Source organism: Pseudoalteromonas sp. TB25 (assembly GCF_000497995.1).
Taxonomy (GTDB): Bacteria; Pseudomonadota; Gammaproteobacteria; order Enterobacterales; family Alteromonadaceae; genus Pseudoalteromonas; species Pseudoalteromonas distincta.
In genome coordinates, this window is record NZ_AUTI01000027.1 from 1 (window position 1) to 6297 (window position 6297).

General features: G+C 42.2%; 10 protein-coding genes. All 10 read left to right on the forward strand.

Going from position 1 to position 6297, the window contains the following annotated elements:
* The first annotated feature begins 10 nt into the window (after positions 1-10).
* Complete coding sequence (gene rpsE, locus L652_RS0100495; RefSeq protein ID WP_002959485.1) at positions 11-517, forward strand: 30S ribosomal protein S5; 507 nt, start codon at positions 11-13, stop codon at positions 515-517.
* 2 nt (positions 518-519) lie between these two features.
* Positions 520-702 carry a 50S ribosomal protein L30 gene (rpmD, locus tag L652_RS0100500; protein WP_002959482.1) on the forward strand — a complete coding sequence of 61 codons (183 nt, stop codon included), beginning with the start codon at positions 520-522 and terminating at the stop codon, positions 700-702.
* Positions 703-706: 4 nt separating this feature from the next.
* Complete coding sequence (gene rplO / locus L652_RS0100505; RefSeq protein ID WP_002959480.1) at positions 707-1141, forward strand: 50S ribosomal protein L15; 435 nt, start codon at positions 707-709, stop codon at positions 1139-1141.
* Between the two features lie 10 nt (positions 1142-1151).
* A complete protein-coding gene (gene secY, locus L652_RS0100510; protein WP_002959478.1) occupies positions 1152-2480 on the forward strand; it encodes a preprotein translocase subunit SecY in 1329 nt (442 codons plus the stop codon).
* A 22-nt stretch (positions 2481-2502) separates the two neighbouring features.
* On the forward strand, positions 2503-2616 hold the full coding sequence (gene rpmJ / locus L652_RS0100515) for a 50S ribosomal protein L36 (protein WP_002959476.1): 114 nt from the start codon (positions 2503-2505) through the stop codon (positions 2614-2616).
* 125 nt (positions 2617-2741) lie between these two features.
* Complete coding sequence (rpsM, locus tag L652_RS0100520) at positions 2742-3098, forward strand: 30S ribosomal protein S13 (RefSeq protein ID WP_002959473.1); 357 nt, start codon at positions 2742-2744, stop codon at positions 3096-3098.
* A gap of 12 nt (positions 3099-3110) precedes the next feature.
* Positions 3111-3497, forward strand: coding sequence for a 30S ribosomal protein S11 (gene rpsK / locus L652_RS0100525; protein WP_002959471.1), 387 nt, complete (start codon positions 3111-3113; stop codon positions 3495-3497).
* Positions 3498-3518: 21 nt separating this feature from the next.
* A complete protein-coding gene (gene rpsD, locus L652_RS0100530) occupies positions 3519-4139 on the forward strand; it encodes a 30S ribosomal protein S4 (RefSeq protein WP_002959461.1) in 621 nt (206 codons plus the stop codon).
* A gap of 24 nt (positions 4140-4163) precedes the next feature.
* A complete protein-coding gene (gene rpoA, locus L652_RS0100535; protein WP_002959452.1) occupies positions 4164-5150 on the forward strand; it encodes a DNA-directed RNA polymerase subunit alpha in 987 nt (328 codons plus the stop codon).
* Between the two features lie 39 nt (positions 5151-5189).
* The gene (gene rplQ, locus L652_RS0100540) at positions 5190-5591 is read left to right on the forward strand and encodes a 50S ribosomal protein L17 (RefSeq protein ID WP_002959450.1); all 402 of its coding nucleotides are present in this window, start codon (positions 5190-5192) and stop codon (positions 5589-5591) included.
* Positions 5592-6297 lie beyond the last annotated feature (706 nt).

Sequence of the window (6297 nt, forward strand, 5' to 3'; positions counted from 1 at the left end):
GGAGTAGACTATGGCTAACGTAGAAGCAAAGCAACAACAGCCTGATCTAGCTGAAAAGCTAATCGCGGTGAACCGTGTGTCTAAAGTAGTTAAAGGTGGTCGTATCTTTAGCTTTACTGCACTAACTGTAGTTGGTGACGGCGCAGGTAAAGTAGGTTTTGGTTATGGTAAAGCACGTGAAGTTCCAGCTGCTATTCAAAAAGCAATGGAAAAAGCACGTCGCAACATGATCAATGTAGACCTAAATGGCAATACATTACAGCATCCTGTTAAGGGACGTCATGCTGGCTCACTAGTGTTCATGAAACCAGCCTCTGAAGGTACTGGTATCATCGCAGGTGGTGCTATGCGTGCAGTACTAGAAGTGACTGGTGTTCAGAACGTACTTTCTAAATGTTACGGTTCTACTAACCCAATCAACGTAGTACGTGCAACGATTTCGGCTCTTGAGAATATGAATTCTCCACAGTCAATCGCTGCAAAACGTGGCCTTCGCGTAGACGAAATACTGGGGTAACCATGGCAAATCAAACTGTAAAAGTAACACAAGTAAAAAGCTCTATCGGTCGTTTACCGAAACATAAAGCTACATTACGCGGTCTTGGTTTACGTCGTATCAACCACACTGTTGAGTTAGAAGACACAGCATGTGTACGTGGTATGATAAACAAGGTTTCTTACATGGTTAAGGTAGAGGGTTAATTCGATGCATTTGAATACACTTTCACCTGCTGCAGGTTCAAAAACTGCTCCAAAACGTGTTGGTCGTGGTATCGGTTCTGGTCTAGGTAAGACTGGTGGTCGTGGTCACAAAGGTCAAAAATCACGTTCTGGCGGCAAAGTACGCGTTGGTTTTGAAGGCGGTCAAATGCCTATGCAACGTCGTCTACCTAAATTTGGTTTTACTTCTCGCAAATCTTTAGTATCTGCAGAAATAAACCTTTTTGAAATCGCTAAAGTTGAAGGCGATGTGGTAGACCTAAGCGCGTTACAAGCAGCTGGTCTAGTTAAAAAGAACGTTCTTTTCGTTAAAGTTGTTAAATCTGGCGAAGTTTCACGCGCTGTTACCGTTAAAGGCCTTAAAGCCTCTAAAGGTGCTCGCGAAGCTATTGAAGCTGCCGGAGGCAAGGTAGAAGACTAAGGAAGTACTAATGGCTAAACCAGGTCAAGATACAAAAAGTGCACAAGGTGGACTTTCGGAATTGAAGCGCCGATTACTCTTCGTATTGGGTGCTATCATAATTTACCGTCTAGGTTCATTTGTGCCGATCCCTGGGATTGACGCCGCTGTACTTGCCGATTTCTTCGAGCAACAAAAGGGCACCATTGTTGAAATGTTCAACATGTTCAGTGGTGGTGCACTTGAGCGAGCTTCAGTGTTAGCACTGGGTATTATGCCGTATATCTCGGCTTCGATTATTACGCAACTATTAACGCATATGTATCCTCCGTTTATAGAGCTTAAGAAAGAAGGTGAGCAAGGGCGTAAAAAAATTAGCCAGTACACACGCTATGGCACGCTTGTGCTAGCTACTATTCAATCAATCGGTATTGCTACTAGCTTACCGGGCATGATGGAGGGGTTAGTTGTTAACCCTGGTATGGGTTTCTATTTCACCGCTGTGGTGAGTTTAGTTACTGGTACTATGTTCCTTATGTGGTTGGGTGAACAAATAACAGAGCGTGGTATCGGTAACGGTATCTCTGTTCTAATATTTGTTGGTATTGTAGCTAACTTGCCGTCTGCTATTGGTTCGACAGTCGAAATGGCGCGCCAAGGTGATTTGAATGTTTTTGTACTGTTGATGGTTGCGGTAATCGTATTCGCTGTTACTTATCTTGTAGTGTTTTTCGAACGTGGACAACGTCGTATTGTTGTTAACTACGCTAAACGCCAACAAGGTCGTCAAGTATTTGCTGCCCAAAGCACGCATTTACCACTAAAAGTAAATATGGCGGGTGTTATTCCACCAATCTTCGCTAGCAGTATAATTCTGTTCCCTGGTACAATTGCTAGCTGGTTCGGCCAAGGTGAAGGTCCAGTCGCTGATGTATTACAAGCTGTTGCTACTACGTTGACTCCAGGTCAACCGTTGTACTCGCTTGTTTTAGCTGCGGCTATTATCTTCTTCTGCTTTTTCTACACAGCGTTGGTTTTTAACCCACGTGAAACAGCAGATAACCTTAAGAAATCTGGCGCATTTATCCCAGGTATTCGTCCAGGTGAGCAGACATCTAAATACATTGATAAAGTGATGACACGCCTGACATTGGCAGGTGCTTTGTATATAACCTTTATCTGTCTGGTGCCTGAATTCATGACGATGGCGTGGCAAACGCCATTCTACTTCGGCGGTACATCAGTTTTGATTATCGTTGTAGTAATCATGGACTTTATGGCACAAGTACAGACTCACCTGATGTCTCATCAGTATGATTCTGTGCTGAAAAAAGCGAACCTTAAAGGCTACGGTCGATAAGGTCAGTTTACGGAGTTGAGCAATGAAAGTACGTGCTTCCGTTAAGAAAATATGCCGTAACTGTAAAGTTATTAAACGTGCTGGTGTAGTACGCGTAATTTGCAGTGAGCCTAAGCATAAGCAAAGGCAAGGCTAAGTAAACAGTCGTGCAGGCTGAGTTTTCTCGGCCTGTGTTTTTAGTAGTGATTTGGTCTTCGTTTGAGTATCCTTACGGGCTTTTCAAACTTTTGATTACCAAATTCGAATATAGGAGATGTGTTAGTGGCCCGTATTGCTGGCATTAACGTCCCTGATCATAAACATGCAGTTATTGGTTTAACAGCTATTTATGGCATAGGTAAGACTCGCTCTAAGGCTATCTTAGAAGCGACTGGTATCGCCGAAACCACAAAAATCGGTGAACTTTCAGACGAAATTCTTGACGTACTGCGTGATGCAGTTGGCAAGTACACTGTTGAAGGTGATCTTCGTCGTGAAGTTACTTTAAATATCAAGCGCCTAATGGACCTTGGTTGTTATCGTGGCCTACGTCACCGTCGCTCTTTACCACTACGTGGTCAAAGAACTAAGACTAACGCGCGCACCCGTAAGGGTCCTCGTAAGCCTATTAAGCGATAAGGGGATAGTATTATGGCTAAGACACCAATTCGTCGTAAAAAGGTTAAAAAACAAGTTGCTGATGGTATGGCTCATGTTCATGCGTCTTTCAACAACACTATTGTAACGATTACCGACCGTCAAGGTAATGCACTATCATGGGCTACTGCCGGTGGTTCAGGTTTCCGTGGTTCACGTAAATCTACACCATTTGCTGCTCAGGTTGCTGCAGAGCGTGCAGGTACTGCTGCTCAAGAATACGGTTTAAAAAATCTAGAAGTTTTCATTAAAGGTCCAGGTCCAGGTCGTGAATCTGCTGTACGTGCTTTGAATGCTGCTGGTTACCGTATTACCAACATTACTGACGTGACGCCAATACCACATAATGGTTGTCGTCCACCGAAGAAACGTCGCGTTTAACAATAGGTTAGGAGAAATAACATGGCAAGATATTTGGGCCCTAAGCTCAAGCTGAGTCGTCGTGAAGGTACTGACCTGTTCCTTAAGAGCGGCGTAAGAGCTATCGACTCTAAGTGTAAACTTGAGACTGCACCTGGTCAGCACGGCGCTCGTAAAGGTCGCTTATCTGATTACGGTTTACAATTACGTGAAAAGCAAAAAGTACGTCGTATCTACGGTGTATTAGAAAAGCAATTCCGTAACTACTACAAAGAAGCTGCTCGCCTTAAAGGCAACACAGGTGAAAACTTGTTACAGCTTTTAGAGCAACGTTTAGACAATGTTGTATATCGCATGGGTTTTGCTAGCACACGTGCAGAAGCACGTCAGTTAGTAAGCCATAAAGCGATTTTAGTTAATGGTCGTGTTGTGAACATTCCTTCATACGTAATTACTCCAGAAGATACTGTTGTAATCCGTGAGAAGTCTAAGACGCAAGCACGTATCATCGCTGCTCTAGAGTTGGCTGAGCAACGTGAAAAGCCGACTTGGGTTGAAGTTGACGGTAAGAAATTGGAAGGCAGCTTTAAGCGTCTACCTGAGCGTTCAGACCTGTCTGCGGACATTAATGAACAACTAATCGTCGAACTTTACTCTAAGTAAAGTTAAGAGTTAAGAGAGGATAAAATGCAGGGTTCTGTTACAGAATTTCTAAAACCAAGGTTAGTCGACATCGACGCTATCAACCCAACGCGTTCTAAAATAGTTTTAGAACCATTAGAGCGTGGCTTTGGCCATACTCTGGGTAATGCTTTACGCCGTATATTACTTTCATCTATGCCTGGATGTGCAGTAACTGAAGTTGAAATCGACGGTGTATTACATGAGTACAGCGCGAAAGAAGGCGTTCAAGAAGACATCATTGAAATACTATTAAACCTTAAAGGTTTAGCAGTAACGTTAGAAGGCAAAGATGAAGTTTTTCTGACCCTGACTAAATCTGGTGTAGGCCCTGTTACTGCGGCTGATATTCAGCACGATGGCGATGTAACAATTGCTAATCCAGATCACGTTATTTGTAATTTAACTACAAATAACAGCGAGATCAGCATGCGTATTCGTGTTGAACGTGGTCGTGGTTATGTGCCGGCATCTAGTCGTTTATCCTCTGATGACGATGAGCGTCCAATTGGTAGATTGTTGCTTGATGCATCATTTAGCCCAGTTGAACGTATTGCGTACTCGGTTGAATCAGCTCGAGTTGAGCAACGTACAGATTTAGACAAGTTAATCATTGATATGGAAACAAACGGCACTTTAGATCCAGAAGAAGCGATCCGCCGTGCGTCTACTATCTTAGCTGAGCAATTAGATGCATTCGTAGATTTACGTGATGTAACTGAGCCAGAAGAGAAAGAAGAGAAGCCAGAATTCGATCCTATTCTACTTCGTCCAGTTGATGATCTTGAGTTAACAGTACGCTCAGCAAATTGTTTGAAAGCCGAGCAAATTCAATATATCGGTGATTTAGTTCAGCGCACTGAAGTTGAGCTTCTTAAAACGCCTAATTTAGGTAAGAAGTCTCTAACTGAAATTAAAGACGTGCTAGCTTCACGTGGACTTTCTCTAGGCATGCGCCTAGAAAATTGGCCACCTGCAAGCTTAGCTGAATAATCTAAATCACTATATTAGTTTAGTTAGAAGGATAGGGTCATGCGCCATCGTAAGAGTGGTCGTCAATTAAACCGTAACAGTAGCCATCGTAAAGCGATGTTTAGCAATATGGCAGGTTCTTTGGTGAAACATGAAATCATCAAAACTACTTTGCCAAAAGCGAAAGAGTTACGTCGTGTAATTGAACCTTTAATCACACTGGCTAAGACTGACAGTGTAGCAAATCGCCGTTTAGCGTTTGCTCGCACGCGTGATAATGAAGTTGTTGGTAAATTATTCAGTGAAATCGGTCCACGTAACGCGGATCGTCCAGGTGGTTACACTCGTATTCTTAAGTGTGGCTTCCGTACTGGTGATAATGCACCAATGGCTTATATTGAACTAGTTGGTCGCCCAGCGACTAGCGAAGCAGTTCAAGAAGACGCACAGTCTGCAGAGTAAGTCTTAAAGAAACCTAAAAGCCGAGCTTATGCTCGGCTTTTTCTTGCCTAAAATTTGTCAAACTATATGAACCAGTAATTACCTTCTATTATGTGCATCGACTCATAGATTCTGAATCGATAGGTTGTTTTACAGTTATTTTAATAGCTCTGCTTAGTTACCCTTTACTTACCATCGATCCAAAATAGCCTATCCGATTTTAGTTAAAGAGCATTTTTACTTTATATAGTGATTTACAGTTTTTAATAATAGCACTTCGAATTTAACTGCCATTAAGCAATCCCTAACGAAGTTTTTATTGATTAGAGCTGATCAGAAGATATAAGGGTCGCTCTCTTATCTATATACCGGTACTAAGAACCTCATAGTAAAGCTAAACATTGGGGCCTTAGTAAACTCACTTCTCAAATAAAAATATAGCCCAATGAATTTAAATCTCAGCTTTTGACTATTTCAAATGATTTTAGTAAAACGACTCTTAACTTATTGGTTGGCTTTTTCAGCATTGATGATCCAAATATGTCTCTACTGATCACTAGTTACCATAACTTTGACTTTAAATAGCTCTATAAACCTTTCAATACAGGTGGTTTAGTTGTGTTTTTGAGCGTTTAGCTCAAATACTCAGCGAACAGCACATTATTTCAAGTTTTCTTCAAAAAAGGGTTGATCTGTTTTCGGATCTCCCTATAATGCGACCCCACTG